Below are 14,865 nucleotides of genomic sequence, written 5' to 3'. Positions count from 1 at the left end.
GGTTATTTTTTGTTCACTTCATTTTTTTCGGCACTCTGCATCTAGACGGTATACCCATTGGCCACAGTTAGACTATTTCAAATCAAAAAAATAGATTACCTGCACACGAAAAAATATAGTGCACAGGTAATCTATTTGTTTTTGAGATTAATAAAAACCTAATTTATCTTTTGAATTCTTCCATCAATAATAGACTGAATTGGTTCTTTTGATTTTTTTATATAATCTACTAATGCTTCAAAATCAGTTGGTCCTGTTTCAGCATCTTTACCGTTTTTAAAGGATACAAATCCATCTCCACCTGAAGCTAGAAATGCGTTCGCAACGACGCTGTAAGTTTTAGAAGGAATAATTTCTTCTCCATTCGTTAAGCGAATACTTGTTACTTTTTCTCCATTAGGCTTGTTCGCATCCCAAGTGTATTGGATCCCTGAAATTTGAAGCATTCTTGTTATGTCTTTTTGCCATTGTTGATTTAAAATATCACGAATGTCTTGGCCTGTTAAATTTACTTTTATTAATTGATTTCCGAATGGTTGAATACCATATATCTCGCCCCATGTAATATCACCAGCATCTAAGTCATTACGAATACCACCAGGATTCATAAGTGCAATTTGGGATTGCATTGTTGTACGCTGGGCATCAGCAACTAAATTTCCAAGAGTAGATTCACCAGCCGTATTGAGTTTGCGATCTAGTGGAGCAATAGACTTACCTACAACTTCATTAACAAGAGGCGCGATTTTTGCTTGATATTTCTCCATCTTCTTCTTTATTTTTTTATCAGGCTCCATGCCTTCATGGTAAGTTGTAACAATTTCTGCTTTTTTCTCAACAATATCTTGTGTCTTACGGTCAATCTTTACATCAACATCAGCAAAAGCCATACCATAAGAATTTGCTTGTACGACAAGTTTATTATTAACAGTTCCATTTACATACGTGTGGCTATGCCCACCAAAAATAACATCGACTTCTGGATCAGTCTCATTTGCTAATCGGACGATATCACCATTTGTTACGCCGTTCCCATCTGTTGTACCTCCGTTATGTGCAAGAACAACGATAGATTTAACGCCTAGTTTTTTTAATTGCTTTACGGATTTGTTAATAGCTTCAACTTCATCTGTAATTTCCACATTCTTTAGCATAGTAGGCATAACAAGGTTAGGAACATCCGTTGTTACAACTCCGATAAATCCAACAGGAACTCCTTGTACCTTTTTTATAGTGAATGGTGGTAAAAATAAACGACCAGTGGATTTATTATAGAAATTTGCAGCAACATATGGGAATTTTGCTCCTTTAAAATTTCCTGTTTTCTCATGGTATCCACCATAAATAAGGCGGTTCATTTCTTCAACACCTTCATCAAATTCATGATTTCCTATCGTTCCAACATCGAATTTCAAATCATTTAGAAATTCAATCGTAGGTTCGTCTTGTAATAATGCTGAAACAGGAGTACTTGCTCCAACAACATCTCCAGCATGTACCTTTAATGTATTCGGATTTTGTTTTTCACGATCACGTAAATAAGCCCCTAAGTACTCAATTCCCCCTGCATCTTTATTGTTAATTTTTTTTACAGTGTCTAGTTGCCCATGAAAATCGTTAATACCGAGCATTTGTACATCTATGTAGCGGTTTGGTTCTGTACTTGCTTGGGCTGAAGGCATAGCAAATACACTAGTAAAAGTAACTGTACTTAATGCTAAAGCAACTGGAATGATTTTTTTCAACATAAAATTTCTCTCCCCTAATTAAAATCTGACATAATACGATGTTATTTTAATATATTAAGAGAATTATTTCCACAAAAATTCTACCAATTATAAAAATTAATAAGATTTTATTGTTTTCTGACAAGATATTTCTTCCTCAAAAAAATGTATATTTCTTTGTTTTGAGGATTATTCAAAATATTATCTTGATAGTAATATAACAATACTTCTAAGAAATCAAAAAAACTCTAATCAATATATTTTAGCTGTTAAGAAGATTATTCAATCCAAAATTAATGGAGATTTATCAACCTAACATCTCAATATCACCATTTAAAAAATGCTCCTGGATTTATCCAAGAGCATCTTTTATAAAACTTTATTTTTTACTTGTTTATAATTTATTAATTAACAATTATATAGTTGTAATCAGTCATTTAAAAATAGTAGGAGTGCTTCATTAAATTCTTTAGCATGCGTTGCATTTAGCCCATGTGGACCACCCTTTATTAAGGCTACTTTAGAATTAGGAATTGCTTCATGTGTTAATTTCCCACTATATTCATATGGTACAGTTGCATCAGAATCACCGTGAATAATAAGAGTAGGTATATTAAACTTCTCCAAGTCTTTTCTAAAATCTGTCTTACTAAAGGCGGTAATACAATCAAGTGTTCCTTTAGGTGATGCACTGGCTGCAATATCCCAATTATATAAACGGAATGGCTCACTAACTAAATCTGTTCGATTACCAGCCGCGAAAAATCCCTTAGTAAATTCATCAAGAAATGCAAGTCGGTCATTAATCACACCACTTTTGAATGCTTCAATTGTTGCATCATCTAATGCCCCTTCAGGATGATCCTCTGATTTGTATAAATATGGAGGAACTGCTCCAGCAAAAACAGCCTTTTCAATACGATCTGTTCCATACGTACTAATATACCGGGCTACTTCGCCTCCACCCATAGAAAAACCAACAAGTGTGACATTTTGAAGCTCTAAATATTCTAATAGTTGATGTAAATCAGAAGTAAAGGTATCATATTCATACCCTTCCCATGGCTGAGATGATTTTCCAAATCCTCGACGATCATATGTTATAACTCTGTATCCAGCCTCAACAAGAGCTGGAACTTGGTATTCCCAAGATCGACCACTTAACGGCCAACCATGAATTAGTACAACTGGGTTTCCTGTGCCATGATCCTCATAATATATCTCAATTGGTTCTTGATTTTCAGTTCCTACAGTAATTTTAGCCATGCTTCTACCTCCAAAAAATATTCTAATATGTATCCTTTTTTTCAATAATCCAGATGAATCTCATAACCTATTCATACACGTTTATGTTGTGAACTCTAAGTATGAAACTCTATTATTCCAAAGAATTCATTTTCTCCTTTTGGACAATTCCTCCTCTAATACCTTTTTCACCATAAGGTATTTTCTGAACATTCCTCATATTAAATTATAATAACAAAAATAGGTGACTATCAATATTGTTCTATCTATAGGATGTATAGGTAAAACCAATCTATTTTATAGTGAAAACAACTATAGTTACGACCTATACAAATTATAGATAATTTAGAATTGATTAACGAATCAATTTTCAAATACTATAAATTTGTATAGCACTTCATGTTCTGTGAATGCTGCTATAACCAATATTATTGGTTATATTAGTTATAAACGAAGAAACTTATGATAGTATTCTACTATTTAAACTTTCTTCGATTACTTAATTTTTAGGAGGAATACATAATGACTGATCTCTATTCTCGTATTAACAAAGATGATGCTGTCGTGCTTTTAGTAGATCATCAAACTGGTCTTATGTCTGGACTAGTACGTGACTATGGTGTTGATGAATTCAAGAACAATGTTTTAGCTCTTGCTCATACTGCTAAGTTTTTTGATTTACCAGTTATTTTAACAACAAGTTTTGAAAACGGGCCTAATGGACCTTTAATGCAAGAATTGGTTGATCTCTTTCCTCATGCACCAAAAATAGCTCGACCTGGACAAATTAACGCATGGGATAATGATGATTTTGTAAAAGCAATCGAAGACACTGGAAAAAAACAACTTATCATCGCAGGCGTAGTTACGGACGTTTGTGTTGCTTTCCCGGCACTTTCCGCTATAAAAGCTGGATATGAAGTATTTGCTGTTACTGATGCTTCAGGAACTTTCAGTAAACAAGTTGCAGATGCTGCCAATACTCGTATGGCACATAGTGGTGTGCAACTTATGAATTGGTTTAGCGTAGCTTGCGAATTACAACGCGATTGGCGCAACGATGTCGAAGGTTTTGGCAATTTGCTTGCTAGCAATCTTCCAGGCTATCAAAATATAATTGGAAGCTATAGGGGAGCTCAGCGAGATCTTAGTAAACAAAATGCATAAATGTATCTCAAGGAAATAGCTTTAAATCACCTTTTTTAAAGTAGATAGTATAAATTTAGTGCTGATTAAATCAGCACTAAATTTAAATTAAAAAGTATAGCAGAGCTTTAATTGACAGAATATACATTACTTTCAATAAACAATTAAAAAAGGAGCGTTTTATTATGAGTAATTTAGAATTGTTAAATCCGGAGAACAGTGCCTTAATTTTAATTGATTTTCAACCTCAAATGACTTTTGGAGTTGCAAGTATTGATAGACAAACATTGATTAATAACGTTATGCTACTTGCTAAATCAGCAAAAACTTTTAACGTACCTACTATTCTTACTACAGTTGAAACACGCAGCTTTTCTGGTTATTTTTGGCCACAAATTCTTGATATATTCCCAAACCATGAAATTATAGAACGTAGTTCAATGAACTCTTGGGAAGATCCGAAATTTGTTGAGGCAGTTAAAGCAACCGGTAGAAAGAAATTAATATTTGCAGCACTTTGGACTGAAGTTTGCCTTGCGTTCCCTGTGCTTGAAGCAATTAAAGCTGGCTATGAGGTGTATGCAGTTGATGATGCTTCAGGTGGTACTAGTTTGACAGCACATAACGCTGCTATGCGTCGTGTAGAACAAGCTGGTGCAATTCCAGTAACAGCAATTCAAGTTTTACTTGAATACCAACGTGACTGGGCACACAAAGACACTTATGATGCTGTAATGGAGATTGTAAAGGAACACACTGGTGCTTATGGTCAAGGTGTAGAATACGCATATACTATGGTGCATGGCGCGCTTCCAAGCAGGAAAATATGAACCAAGAAGGAGTAGCTGTCGAAGAGACTTATACTGGGAACACGATGGATGCTGTTGATCCAGTAACAACGATTGTTACATGGGAAATTCAACAAGGTAAAGAAAAACAGTTTGAAACATGGAGACATGAAATCGAAGCTGCCGCTACTAAATTCCCAGGGCATTTAGGCGTAAACCTAATAGTCCCAAGTAACGAATCCAGAGAGTATACTGTTATTTTTCGCTTTGATACGTATGAGCATCTACGTGCTTGGCAAGAATCAGATGTTCGCCGGGATTTGTTAAAAACGGCCGAGCAATTTCAAGCCACTAATCCAACTTACAAAACTGAAAGCAGTTTGGCTTATTGGTTTGTTACTCCGAAAACGCCAGTTCCACCGCCAAAATGGAAAATGTCTATAGTTACCCTTCTGGGTGTATGGCCTCTTAGCATGTTAGTTCCTAAAGTGATAGGACCTATTATAAAACATATGAATCCTATTATGTCAGCTTTTTTTGTTTCTGTATGTATCGTGTCCTTGCTATCATGGGTAGTCATGCCGATTTTCGGTAAATTATTTCATCCATGGTTACAAAATAATAGGAAGTAGACGAGGTGTGAATATGAATGTACCGGATATGCTCTTATACAACGGAAAAATTACTACCCTTGACCCTTCTCAGCCTGAGGTATCTGCTATCGCCATAACTGATGGTTTAGTCACTGCAGTAGGTGGAGATGAGCTTCTTAATAGTGCCACGGAAAAAACAAAAAAAATAGACCTTAAAAGAAAGAGAGCTATTCCAGGCCTGAATGACTCTCATATACACGTTATTCGTGGTGGTCTGCATTATAATATGGAATTACGTTGGGAAGGCGTACCATCACTTTTTATTGCTCTAGAAATGCTCAAAGAACAGGCAAGACGTACACCTGCTCCTCAGTGGGTAAGAGTAGTTGGAGGTTGGTCTGAATTTCAATTTAAAGAGAGACGGATGCCAACATTAGAAGAGATTAATGCTGTTTCTGAAGACACGCCTGTCTTTGTGCTACATCTTTACGATAGAGCACTTGTAAATCGTGCAGGGCTACGTGCACTGGGATACACGAAAGATACCCCAGATCCTCCAGGCTGTTTAATTCAGCGGGATAAAAGAGGTAATCCAACAGGCCTTTTAATTGCTAACCCTAACGCTTCTATTCTTTATTCAAGTTTGGGTAAAGCTCCAGTACTTAATTTTGACGACCAGATTAACTCCACACGCCATTTTATGCGCGAATTAAATAGATTAGGTATTACAAGTGCCATTGATGCAGGTGGCGGTTTCCAAAATTATCCTGACGACTACAGAGTTGTTGAACATTTAGCCGAGAAGGAACAATTAACTTTACGTATTGCTTATAATCTATTTACGCAAAATCCTAATCATGAATATGAAGACTTTGCTTCATGGACAAAAATTGTTTCTCCAGGTCAAGGAAATGATAAGTATAAAATGAATGGTGCCGGAGAAATGTTAGTATTCTCTGCAGCTGATTTTGAAAAATTTCAAATGCCACAGCCCGAACTAGCTACGATGATGGAAGCTGACTTAAAGAAAGTAATTTCTCTATTGGTAGAAAACCGTTGGCCATTCCGTTTACATGCAACTTATGACGAATCAATCACACGTTTCTTAAATGTATTTGAGGAAGTCAACAAAGAAATTCCTTTTAATGGTCTACGATGGTGGTTTGACCATGCAGAAACTATCTCAGATCGTAGTATGGAACGTGTTAAGGCTTTAAATGGCGGTATTGCCATCCAAGACCGCATGGCTTTTCAAGGTGAATACTTTGTTGACTTATACGGAAAGGAAGCAGCAAAGCGTACACCTCCGATTTATCGTATGTTAGACCTTGGTATACCTGTTGGCGCCGGTAGTGATGCAACTAGGGTTTCCAGCTATAACCCTTGGGTTGCTCTTTACTGGATGGTTGCTGGAAAAACCATTGGTGGGCTTTCCATATACGATGAAAAAAATAAACTTGATAGAAAAGTAGCTCTGGAATTATATTCAAAAGGAAGTGCGTGGTTCTCTGGTGATGAAGGTAAAAAGGGAACCCTGGCAGTCGGTCAGTTTGCTGATATTGCTGTATTGTCTGCTGACTACTTTACTGTGCCAGAAGAAGAAATCAAAGACCTTGAATCATTACTCACCATTATGGGTGGGCAGGTTGTTTATGGAAATGATGAATTTAAAAATTTATCACCTGAATTGCCGCCAGCATCACCTGATTGGTCACCGACGGGCGTTTATGGGTATGGTGGTGCTAACCTAGCCAACACTATACTTTCTCACGATTCCCATGATAACAAGTTACATAGTTGTAGTAACCCTCTCCATCAACATACTCATACCGTAATAGGAAAAGATGGAACTAAATGGGGGATTGGTTGTACTTGCTTTGCTTTCTAAGTCAAAACCACCGGTATAATGCCGGTGGTTTTCTTTCTGCAATAAGGGTATGTAGATTCGAAATAACATTGTATATCCCTACATGGAATCTGTTACTATGCGATAAGACCGAAGAATTGATTGATTAACTTAACTTGTTTTTGATAGCCTTCTCTCCTTGCAAAGTCTGTCCTTTTTTCCTTAATTAAAAGTCAATGGTATCCCCTTTTGATCGACTACACCACACATATAAATCCACTGCCCTTTGACTTTAATATAGATCTTAATTTTTCAATTGTTACACTAAAATCATTATTATTTCTATTACACTGATACTTTTTGAGAATCATTTAACTTCTGCATAAAGATACGTGCTGCAAAACTTAAAAATTTATCATCAAAGTGAATAAGATTAATATCTTGACTTGGTGTTGGATCAGTAATACGAACTATGCTCAAAGTATCATTATTAACAAAGTTAACCAGTGAAAGAGGTATTATAGCAACCCCATGTCCATTGTATACAAGGCTCAATAGAGAAATAGAAGATTTTGTTTCTATATTTGCTTCAGATAAAGATAACCCTAAACTCTCACAATATATTTTAATAGATTCACGACAACTACATGAAACCATTATTCTACTCAGCCCTACTAATTCTCGAAAAGAAACAAATGATTTTTCATTCAAAGGATGATTTTTGGGAATGACAAGGACGAGCTCTTCACTATACAAAAGGGCGTTTGTTAATGTGTCTGGAATTTGAGCACTACGTGTAATCCCGAAATCAATATTTTTGTCAACGATTTGATTTACAGCAACTTCAGATTCTATAATCTTTACTACGATGTTGGGATAATGTTGTTGAAACTTCATAATATAAGGTGTTAAATAAGTGAGATCCTCTAATAAACCTCCTATAGTAATTACACCTCTTTTTACACCCTTTAATTCAAAAATTTCATTATAAACGTCATCAAATTGTTGCATGATAAATTTTCCTTTATCAAATAGCAGCTTACCCGCTTCTGTCATTTTGATACCTCTTCCAACCCGATGAAACAAGGGTGTATCAAGTTCACCTTCTAACACACGGATTTGTTGACTTAAAGTCGGCTGTGAAATACCTAGAACTTCCGCAGCTTTAGTAAAACTATTATTATTACAAACTTGAATAAAATACTCTAAATGACGTAATTCCATTCTTGATACCCACTCTCCGCTTTATGAAAGATTTATAATTTAAAGGACGATATGTATACGTTAACATAACAACCATCTTTTCTACTATACCACTTGAAATTACATGTTTTATTCATTTTGTATTATAATAAATTTACTACCATTTATTAATTTTTCCTCCTATTCATTTAACTTATATTTAATTAGGACATTACTAATTCGAGATATATTTCTAAAAATTTATAATTCTAGTGCATAATACCCTAATTTTTTCAACTTTTCGATTATCATTTTTTTCTCAATATAGTCCAAACCACCAAATATATGCCGAATCGCCTCTTTATGCTGAGGAAAAATACTATCCATTAACTGAATACTATCTGAAGTAATTGACGCATACGTGACACGGCGGTCTTTTGGACATGGTTTTCGTATTAAGAACCTCTTCTTTTCCAACTTATCCACTACATACGTGATACTACTACTTGCAAGTAATATTTTCCCTCTAATTTTTTGTATAGGCTGATTGCCTTTACTATATAGTAGCTCAAGCACTGCAAATTCAGTTGGATTAAGTCCATAACTTTTTATATCCTCTTCAATACGCTTAGTAATTGCCTGTGCTGCCCTTGATAATGTAACAAATAACTTTAAAGATAAGCTCTCATCATTAATCACACTCATAATTACCAATCCTTTACAAGTTATCTTGAATTCGAGATTTATTATATTATCGTCGAAATATTATGTCAACAATTCATTTTAGTTTTATTAAGCCCTTTATCATTTATTTCTCAACATAAGACATATGGAATTAGAAGAAAAAATTGTTACTATATAAGTATCTCAATTACGTTATTTCTTTTAAAGAGAGCTTGTATTCTAACGCAAGTTCTCTTTTTTTATATTCTAAATTGAATCCGGACAAAGTTCACATATTGAGTCTGCCCATGTATATGATATAGTTTTTAAACAAAGATTAGAGCCCTCCTACAAGAAGGAGAGCTCTAATCTTTCATATGAATTTTCACCTTTTTTATTATTGCGGAGACATCAAAACTTTAACTTGATGGGGATATGGTACTCCCCCATCGCCATCAAGCTAAGATTTTGAGACACCCCCATAACGAAATTTTTCCCTTTACAGTTATTTGTGAAAATTTAGCCTCTATATAAAAAAGACCACTCCTTACAATAACAGAAGTGATATTCCTAAATTATATATTTCATTAAAATCAAACTATTATAATATAGTTCCATTCAGCCATCCGTTTATAGCAATAAGGTCCATCAATACATGTAATTCTGTACCTATTAAAACAGAAATAAAAATAATTTTTAATGAAGAGCTCTGTTTATAAGTAAACAGTTTCATTAATCTAGGTATTGTTTTAAGACCTATCATAATTAGTAAAGTCAAAACTAAAGCGCAAGCTAGTCCACCTATGAAACTCTCATCTACCGCTCCTCCTGGTATAAGCGGTACCTTTCCAATGAACATGCTTATAGCATCTGGAATCGCCATACCGAAAAATAAAGTTGTGATATTTAAATGTTTTTTATATACCAATCCTACAGTTGCGGTAACTACTGTATGTCCTATAACGCCTGCCATATGAATCCTCCGTAATATTTATATTATTTTTTAGTTAGTTTTCACCTTTTTTTGGGCTTATTATTTTATAATTGATAATGCTTCTAAAAACTGTGAATTATCTTTTCTACTCTCAATAATTTTTTGAAATTCTTTCTCCACTTGTACTGAGTTTTTATCCTCGGTATCAACAACTCCATGATTATTTCCATAAACTTTGTTAAGTTCAAAAATTCCCATATAGGTTTCTTGTATAGGAATTTGATTAAACATAGAATTATTGACAATTAAAATACACTGTTCATAATTCGAGTTACGATAATGCCCAAACCAAGTATTACTATCATATTTTACCGGTATTTCTTTGTCAGCAATTACTACTCTTTTTATATTTTTACTTTTTTCACCCGCGAATAACACAGCATTATCATTTGTTATTTTAGGCATAGACTTTATTGGATCTGAAATCGGTGTAAAATGATCTTCTCCCTCTCGTAATATCCCTTTTTTTATTACGGCTTCACCTGTTTTTTGATCCATAATAAATACTGATTCTCCATTATATTGTGCTGTTTTAACTTTATATAAATCGATAGACTTAATTTCACTTTTGTTTTCACTTCGTATATCTTGTAAAGCCTGTTTATCTCCTAACATCAAAATTCCATTTCTTGGTTCTTTAGGCGTAAACGCCAAGTATAAACCAAATAAGAGGGCTCCAATCATACATAGGTTAATGATTTTTCTCATTTTTAATCTCCTTAGAATTATTGTTTAAGGTGGGTAAACTAGTTAAGATAATTACTGCAAATCATCTATACGTATACCGATTCTTTAATTCGTATTTACTCCTTATATAGAATAATTGTTTTATAGAATTTCACATATTCATTTACCTTTCATTTGTATTACATTTATGTAAGGTAAAATTATTAGCAAACTACAATTATCGGGATAGCATCCTACTATTTGTATGAGCAACTGATCGCGATCCTACTCTGTTCGGCTACTATGGTTCAAATGCATCAATTACTTCTTATGAAAAGAAACAAGAACTGAGTGAATATAAGGTCATATATAGATTAAAGATTATTTTCTTCTTATTTATCAAGCCATACAGAAAAACACCTAATAGCTATCAAAGGTGTTAATTCGCCTGTTCAATCTCCTATAATAAAACGGACGAAAATCTCATCGGTATGAGAGGAAAACAGTCTTTGATATATTAGGTGTCGTTTTACAATTGTACCAAGCCTAATAATTAAGCGGATTAATTAGATTTAAAAAAAGACTTCTTTTTCTTTACTCGTAATAAATCACCTGTCCATCCTTTGACTCGCATATACAAATACATCCCCCCTGTTGTGAAAATAATAAATAAGAGAGCGATTAAATAGCTATATTTCCATTCTAGTTCAGGCATGTATTTAAAATTCATACCCCATAATGCTCCTAAAGCTGTCAAAGGCGTACTAACAGCAGTTAATACAGTAAGAGCTTTCATAATTTCATTCCCACGATGAGAAGAAACAACTTCTTGTAAATGAATCATCGTGTCTAATTCTTCTTGGTACTCTTTAACGAGTTGTAATCCACGCTCTAATTTTACGTGCGTTTGTTTATAACAAAGGGTGTTTGTTAGGTTGCCTAACCAAGCTTCCTCCAAGCCTTGTAACACTTCTTGTATTAAGCGAAACACATGTGTGTTCATAAATAATTCATGACGAATATGATAAATTCTTTCTAAAACTGCTATGTTATTATGATGATAAAAATCCCATAACACATTTCTGAAATTGTTTTCAAAATAGTCAACCTTCCGTAAATAGTGAGATATAAATATTGATAAGATAGCACACATTCCTTCAGCGGAACTATTACAATTTTTTATACCCATAGAGAAATTATGTATTAATTTTTGAAAATCCTCTTCCTCTTTTTCTTGGACCGTTATCAGTATTCCATGAGCTACGAAATAATGAAGAAATTTTTGGATTTTGGCGTCCTTTTTATCTTGATCATATAAAAACGAACCATATACACAAGTTTGACTTGGTGATAACGTATAAACATATAATCCATTTTCACAAGGAGAACTTATTTTTTTTACAAATTGAGAGAAATAAGATGTTACATCACGGGGGATTATAGAAGAAATTTTTTCAAGCTCACTAGTTTTCACATGATACCAACTCCATTTCGTCATTTTTATGCATTCCATATTATTCTTCCTTTCTAAATAGTTTTATGTTTGATCGAATCATATCCGTAATATGAAATTTGTATGTAGGTATCCATATCTTGGAGGAAAGGTTTTTAGATAATAAATGGCATAGGAGGTCTTATTCTTTTAAAAGGAAGACCCCCTATATATTAGTTATTTTTATTCTCAATTTTAAACATTTCCTCTATACAAGCACTTTTTATCTTTTCTTATTTATATGTGGAAAAGAAGCCACACAATTTGGCACGTCTATTCAACGAACTCCATTTCGGTCGTCATTATAATTTGGATTCATATGCAGATTGATTGGTGATGTCCTCAAATACTTGACTTCCAATAATATAGTATCCATGAAGCGCGGCCTCTTTTGAAGCGTCTACCATACGGAAAGAAACAATTTCACCTTGCATTTTTTCAATTTGTTTTTTGTGGAGATCTACTATTCCTCCTGTCCAAACAATAGTATCATACTGGTCTAACTTAAATTGTTCTTGTAATACACGCATGATGTCTTGGAAGTGTGTATCCAACTCTTTTTGAATTAAAATATCCACCTGACTTGTCTCATAATTTTCTTCTTTATCTCCATATCCTTTTTCTAATATTTTTGGCATGTCGTTAATATGCAATTGATTACTTTCACCCGCATGATTCTGCAGGATATTCTTAATATTTTTCAAAGGCTTGCTACATCCTAGTTCCGTCTCATAATGATTTAAAATGAGATTCTGTTTCATATCTGTCATTTCTAATGTACGAAATCCACCATCAATAATTAAGATGCGATCTCGTTCCTGAATGATTCCCTCTTTTAAGAAATAGGCATGTAAAGCAACTGGTTGCTGAAGAATCAAAGCATTTTCAACCGTAATATTAATAAATTTCCCATCAATTTGTACGGAAGTTTCTTTTTTTAGTGCATGTTGTAATTGCTCATGCTGACTACCAAAACAAGTGACTGGAAGCCCGGTAACAACTAAAGGTAACACGACATTTTCTTTATAGTCCTTTGCAATGCAACCAAATATTTGTTGTTTAAACTCTTCGCTTTCATAATAATTTTCTATTTCTTCTTCAAATGGAGGAAGAAATGAAGCGTCAGATTGATGTGCTTCATTTCCCATGTAGTATGCAAAGTCTAAGTCTATAAAACTTACCTTTGTTAAATCTTCACTTTCAGCATGATTAGGTACAGGAGCTAGTGTGGCAGCTTCACTCTTAATCGTCACCTCAGAATCTACATCCTGTCGATATGCCCGCTTAGTAAAACCAATTCCTACATCAATTGCATACAGAGATTTCATACTTTTTTCCTCACTTTCTCTTTTTAGAATTAAATCTAAGCACTCTCTTCTTTCCCTTCTTTCACATATTTCTTTTCATTTTCCGTTTTTTCTCCGTCTAGGTTCTTACTATTTTGTTTTATTTCATTATCCTTTTCATCTTTTCTCTTTTTGTTATTTTCGTTTTCTGTTAAGTCTTTAATAGTAGAAATGACAACTGGTGTGGCTGTAAGCAGTTGTGGTAATGTTTGTTTTGCAACATTAGCTGCAGTTACAGAGAATTGTTTACTTGTCTCAGTTACCTTCTCCAATGTTTCCTTTATGTTTCCTTCTTGTAATTTTTCTTTTACGCTTTTCCCTTTTGTTTGTATAGCTTTCCGATTTTCTTTTTTTAATAGGGAGACTATGACTCCGGTCGTAATTCCAATCACAGCATATTTAAATATTGTATGTTTCATTTTTCTCACCCTTCTCTACTTGTATTTTCTTCCATGCTACAACCTAAAATAATTAATTTATCTATTTATCAGATGTTGCAAGCTATTAGAGAGAATGATAGTTTTGCAGCTGCCTATCATTCGCCATTGGTACTTCAGCTGTTACTAGGAGTAAAATCTGCCCTTGATCTAGTTTTTCTTCATATAAGTTAGCTTCCTCTTTCGACAACCCCATTTTCTCCATTTGACTTCGAAGTTCGTCTCCTTTTTTGGAGAAAAAATTGATAATACTTGTGCCCAATCCTTGTTCTTTTACTCCAATCGTATTTGTGTTTGTATCATCTGCAATCCTTTTTGTTATATGTTTTTCATGTGTTAAGACGTAAATGTCATCGTGGCGAATCCCTTGCAATTCTAGCTCTTTTACTTTCATAACTACTTCCTGTTCATTTTGATATTCATAAACCACCGGTTTTCTTTCATTCTTATACATGGTATCTTTCCTCCTTTAGATTTTTTATTTAGTTGTTATGTAATATGTAATACACCTATTTTAAAGATGTTAAACCTAAATTTTCGAAAAATTTCATAAAATAAGTTATAAATGTTTTTGAATATCAAAGCGATGTCACGAGAACTTTGCTTTGATAAAAGCGCTACAAATAACGATTTGTTTGGAAGGCAAGCCCATTGTTTTATAGAAATCATAGAAAAATAAAAAGCACTCCTTTTCAAAGAGTGCTTTTACAAAACATATAACCTCATAAAAATATTTCTAT

The 14,865-nt window shown here is 33.8% G+C and carries 14 protein-coding genes and 2 pseudogenes; 6 read left to right on the top strand and 10 right to left on the bottom strand.

Features of this window, described 5'->3' with window-relative positions; translation table 11 throughout:
• Positions 1 to 158 precede the first annotated feature (158 nt).
• Both MKY38_RS06695 and MKY38_RS06690 read right to left on the bottom strand, forming a co-directional pair.
• On the bottom strand, positions 159 to 1,748 hold the full coding sequence (locus tag MKY38_RS06695; RefSeq protein WP_025708583.1) for a bifunctional metallophosphatase/5'-nucleotidase: 1,590 nt from the start codon (positions 1,746 to 1,748) through the stop codon (positions 159 to 161).
• Positions 1,749 to 2,156: 408 nt separating this feature from the next.
• Positions 2,157 to 2,993, bottom strand: coding sequence for a bromoperoxidase (locus tag MKY38_RS06690; RefSeq protein ID WP_065223182.1), 837 nt, complete (start codon positions 2,991 to 2,993; stop codon positions 2,157 to 2,159).
• 501 nt (positions 2,994 to 3,494) lie between these two features.
• Here MKY38_RS06690 and ycaC point away from each other — a divergent pair.
• The 4 genes from ycaC (at position 3,495) to MKY38_RS06670 (ending at position 7,387) form a co-directional block, all read left to right on the top strand.
• Entirely contained in the window at positions 3,495 to 4,139 is a 645-nt protein-coding gene (gene ycaC / locus MKY38_RS06685) for an isochorismate family cysteine hydrolase YcaC (protein ID WP_000131211.1), read from the top strand.
• Between the two features lie 164 nt (positions 4,140 to 4,303).
• Entirely contained in the window at positions 4,304 to 4,948 is a 645-nt protein-coding gene (locus MKY38_RS06680; RefSeq protein ID WP_000067162.1) for a hydrolase, read from the top strand.
• Positions 4,945 to 5,538 carry an antibiotic biosynthesis monooxygenase gene (locus MKY38_RS06675; RefSeq protein WP_065223181.1) on the top strand — a complete coding sequence of 198 codons (594 nt, stop codon included), beginning with the start codon at positions 4,945 to 4,947 and terminating at the stop codon, positions 5,536 to 5,538. The genes MKY38_RS06680 and MKY38_RS06675 overlap by 4 nt, the downstream gene beginning before the upstream one ends.
• 13 nt (positions 5,539 to 5,551) lie before the next feature.
• On the top strand, positions 5,552 to 7,387 hold the full coding sequence (locus MKY38_RS06670) for an amidohydrolase (protein WP_065223180.1): 1,836 nt from the start codon (positions 5,552 to 5,554) through the stop codon (positions 7,385 to 7,387).
• A gap of 303 nt (positions 7,388 to 7,690) precedes the next feature.
• On the opposite strand, the gene MKY38_RS06665 is transcribed toward MKY38_RS06670, so the two are convergent.
• From MKY38_RS06665 to MKY38_RS06650, 4 genes are all read right to left on the bottom strand, one after another.
• The gene (locus MKY38_RS06665) at positions 7,691 to 8,569 is read right to left on the bottom strand and encodes a LysR family transcriptional regulator (protein ID WP_065223179.1); all 879 of its coding nucleotides are present in this window, start codon (positions 8,567 to 8,569) and stop codon (positions 7,691 to 7,693) included.
• A gap of 219 nt (positions 8,570 to 8,788) precedes the next feature.
• Positions 8,789 to 9,232, bottom strand: coding sequence for a MarR family winged helix-turn-helix transcriptional regulator (locus tag MKY38_RS06660; RefSeq protein ID WP_065223178.1), 444 nt, complete (start codon positions 9,230 to 9,232; stop codon positions 8,789 to 8,791).
• A 559-nt stretch (positions 9,233 to 9,791) separates the two neighbouring features.
• Positions 9,792 to 10,163: a hypothetical protein gene (locus MKY38_RS06655; protein ID WP_341048470.1), complete on the bottom strand. Its 372-nt coding sequence runs from the start codon at positions 10,161 to 10,163 to the stop codon at positions 9,792 to 9,794.
• A 60-nt stretch (positions 10,164 to 10,223) separates the two neighbouring features.
• Complete coding sequence (locus tag MKY38_RS06650) at positions 10,224 to 10,892, bottom strand: lipoprotein BA_5634 family protein (RefSeq protein ID WP_065223177.1); 669 nt, start codon at positions 10,890 to 10,892, stop codon at positions 10,224 to 10,226.
• Between the two features lie 216 nt (positions 10,893 to 11,108).
• Here MKY38_RS06650 and MKY38_RS06645 point away from each other — a divergent pair.
• Positions 11,109 to 11,407 (top strand): annotated as a pseudogene (locus MKY38_RS06645) (IS4 family transposase); the annotation flags it as partial.
• Positions 11,408 to 11,412: 5 nt separating this feature from the next.
• Here the strand turns inward: MKY38_RS06645 and MKY38_RS06640 are convergent.
• The 4 genes from MKY38_RS06640 to MKY38_RS06625 form a co-directional block, all read right to left on the bottom strand.
• Positions 11,413 to 12,363 (bottom strand): magnesium transporter CorA family protein, encoded by a 951-nt coding sequence (locus tag MKY38_RS06640; protein ID WP_065223176.1) that lies wholly within the window; start codon positions 12,361 to 12,363, stop codon positions 11,413 to 11,415.
• 281 nt (positions 12,364 to 12,644) lie between these two features.
• The gene (locus MKY38_RS06635) at positions 12,645 to 13,670 is read right to left on the bottom strand and encodes a ParM/StbA family protein (RefSeq protein WP_065223175.1); all 1,026 of its coding nucleotides are present in this window, start codon (positions 13,668 to 13,670) and stop codon (positions 12,645 to 12,647) included.
• Positions 13,671 to 13,705: 35 nt separating this feature from the next.
• Complete coding sequence (locus MKY38_RS06630) at positions 13,706 to 14,107, bottom strand: hypothetical protein (protein WP_000683220.1); 402 nt, start codon at positions 14,105 to 14,107, stop codon at positions 13,706 to 13,708.
• Between the two features lie 85 nt (positions 14,108 to 14,192).
• Positions 14,193 to 14,579: a general stress protein gene (locus MKY38_RS06625; protein ID WP_025708600.1), complete on the bottom strand. Its 387-nt coding sequence runs from the start codon at positions 14,577 to 14,579 to the stop codon at positions 14,193 to 14,195.
• Positions 14,580 to 14,690: 111 nt separating this feature from the next.
• Between MKY38_RS06625 and MKY38_RS29260 the strand changes: the two are divergent.
• Positions 14,691 to 14,789, top strand: a pseudogene (locus MKY38_RS29260) (acyl dehydratase); the annotation flags it as partial.
• Positions 14,790 to 14,865: the final 76 nt, after the last annotated feature.

Origin of the sequence: Bacillus sp. FSL R5-0585 (assembly GCF_038004545.1) — a bacterium.
GTDB lineage: Bacteria > Bacillota > Bacilli > Bacillales > Bacillaceae_G > Bacillus_A > Bacillus_A cereus.
The sequence above is the reverse complement of the archived record's forward strand: the minus strand, read 5'-3'. Positions and strand labels throughout refer to the sequence as shown.

Excerpts from the sequence above, each read along its gene's own strand:
- MKY38_RS06695 (WP_025708583.1), bottom strand. The coding sequence starts at position 1,748 with ATGTTGAAAAAAATCATTCCAGTTGCTTTAGCATTAAGTACAGTTACT.
- MKY38_RS06690 (WP_065223182.1), bottom strand. The coding sequence starts at position 2,993 with ATGGCTAAAATTACTGTAGGAACTGAAAATCAAGAACCAATTGAGATA.
- ycaC (WP_000131211.1), top strand. The coding sequence starts at position 3,495 with ATGACTGATCTCTATTCTCGTATTAACAAAGATGATGCTGTCGTGCTT.
- MKY38_RS06680 (WP_000067162.1), top strand. The coding sequence starts at position 4,304 with ATGAGTAATTTAGAATTGTTAAATCCGGAGAACAGTGCCTTAATTTTA.
- MKY38_RS06675 (WP_065223181.1), top strand. The coding sequence starts at position 4,945 with ATGAACCAAGAAGGAGTAGCTGTCGAAGAGACTTATACTGGGAACACG.
- MKY38_RS06670 (WP_065223180.1), top strand. The coding sequence starts at position 5,552 with ATGAATGTACCGGATATGCTCTTATACAACGGAAAAATTACTACCCTT.
- MKY38_RS06665 (WP_065223179.1), bottom strand. The coding sequence starts at position 8,569 with ATGGAATTACGTCATTTAGAGTATTTTATTCAAGTTTGTAATAATAAT.
- MKY38_RS06660 (WP_065223178.1), bottom strand. The coding sequence starts at position 9,232 with ATGAGTGTGATTAATGATGAGAGCTTATCTTTAAAGTTATTTGTTACA.
- MKY38_RS06655 (WP_341048470.1), bottom strand. The coding sequence starts at position 10,163 with ATGGCAGGCGTTATAGGACATACAGTAGTTACCGCAACTGTAGGATTG.
- MKY38_RS06650 (WP_065223177.1), bottom strand. The coding sequence starts at position 10,892 with ATGAGAAAAATCATTAACCTATGTATGATTGGAGCCCTCTTATTTGGT.
- MKY38_RS06640 (WP_065223176.1), bottom strand. The coding sequence starts at position 12,363 with ATGGAATGCATAAAAATGACGAAATGGAGTTGGTATCATGTGAAAACT.
- MKY38_RS06635 (WP_065223175.1), bottom strand. The coding sequence starts at position 13,670 with ATGAAATCTCTGTATGCAATTGATGTAGGAATTGGTTTTACTAAGCGG.
- MKY38_RS06630 (WP_000683220.1), bottom strand. The coding sequence starts at position 14,107 with ATGAAACATACAATATTTAAATATGCTGTGATTGGAATTACGACCGGA.
- MKY38_RS06625 (WP_025708600.1), bottom strand. The coding sequence starts at position 14,579 with ATGTATAAGAATGAAAGAAAACCGGTGGTTTATGAATATCAAAATGAA.